At 74.0% G+C, this 1,581-nt stretch carries 1 protein-coding gene; it reads right to left on the bottom strand.

Annotation, left to right across the window (positions count from 1 at the left end; all coding sequences use genetic code 11):
- Positions 1-104: 104 nt before the first annotated feature.
- Positions 105-1,520, bottom strand: a complete 1,416-nt coding sequence (locus ACWGIU_RS37520) for a class I SAM-dependent methyltransferase (RefSeq protein ID WP_453712529.1) — start codon at positions 1,518-1,520, stop codon at positions 105-107.
- Positions 1,521-1,581: the final 61 nt, after the last annotated feature.

Below are 1,581 nucleotides of genomic sequence, written 5' to 3'. Positions count from 1 at the left end.
TCGTACCGCCAAGGGATACGACCGGTACGCGGACGCGCATCCGCCGTGCGATGCGCCGCATCCGACGCCGTGCGCCGCTCCACCGGGGATCACGCGACAGGCCCTCAGACCGTTTCCGCTTCCGCTTCCACGTCCCACGTACGCAGCCGCAGGGGCAGCCGGGCGTCCCCGGCAGCCGTGGGCCGCACCGCGAGCACCTGGTTGACCCCGAGCCGGCCCCGCTCGAAGCCCAGCGCGCAGGCCGCCATGTAGAGCTGCCAGACCCGCGCCCGCCCGGGCGAGGTCAGCCGTACCGCCTCCGCCCAGTGCTCCTCCAGCCGGACCACCCAGGCCCGCAGGGTCAGCCCGTAGTGCTCGCGCAGCGCCTCGACGTCACGGACCTCGAAGCCGGCCCGTTCCAGTTCGCCGACGGTGGTGCCGAGCGGGGAGAGTTCACCGTCGGGGAAGACGTAGGCGTCGATGAACTCGTCGATCCGGTAGGCCTCCTCGTCCGGCTCCGGCCGGCGGGCGATCTGGTGGTTCAGCAGCCGGCCCCCGGGGCGCAGCAGGGCGTGCAGGGTACGGGCGTAGTCCCGGTAGCGGTCGGCTCCGACGTGTTCGGCCATCCCGATGGAGGAAATGGCCTCGTACGGCCCGTCCCTGACGTCCCGGTAGTCCTGGATCCGGATGTCCACCAGGTCGGTCAGTCCCTCGTCCGCGACCCGTTTACGGGCGTACACGGCCTGCTCGCGGGAGAGCGTGACGCCGGTGACGCGGACGCCGTACTCGCGGGCGGCGTGCAGCGCCATGGAGCCCCAGCCGCAGCCGACGTCGAGGAGCCGGTCCCCGGACCGCAGGGCGAGCTTGCGGCAGACCAGGTCGAGCTTGTCGTGCTGGGCCCGCTCCAGGGTGGAGCCGGGGCTCCAGTAGGCGCAGGAGTACACCATGGAGGGGCCCAGGACCCGTTCGTAGAAGGCGTTGCCGACGTCGTAGTGGTGGCTGACGGCCCGGCGGTCGCGACCCTTGCTGTGGAGGGTTCCGCCCCGCCTGGATACCGCCTCCTCGGCGGGGGGCGGGGGCGGGAGCAGCGGTCCGGCGAGGGCGATCAGCTCGCGCGCGGCGGCCCGGTGGGCGGCGTCGCGCCACTTCGCCCCCGGCAGGTCGCGGAGCGCGGGCAGCCCGGCGCGGCGCGCGATGCTCCCGAGGGCCGCGAACGGTCCGGGGCCGCCCTGGACGGTGGAGACGGTGGGGCCGACGGGCGGCAGGTCGGGCTCGCGTTCCCACAGCAGACCCGCCACCCGGTCCAGCAGATCGAACAGACTGCCTTCGACCGTCAGTTCGCCTGCCACCCAGGCTCGGGCCAGACCCAGCTCGCCGGGCCTCCACAGCATCCGCCGCACGGCGCGGCGGTCGTGGATGACGAGTACGGGGCCGTCGGACGGGCCGGCCTCGCTGCCGTCCCAGGCCCGCACACGTACCGGCAGCGGGGCACCCAGCAGGGTCTCGGCAACAACGGCGAGCCGCGGCGCGGCGTCGGTCATGGCGCACCTCCACAAAAGCTCCGACCCCTCGGTCTACCCATCCCGGGCCCCGGGTACGCCG

It is taken from the genome of Streptomyces sp. NPDC054840 (assembly GCF_053611065.1).
This window is presented reverse-complemented; position numbering and strand designations above follow the sequence as displayed.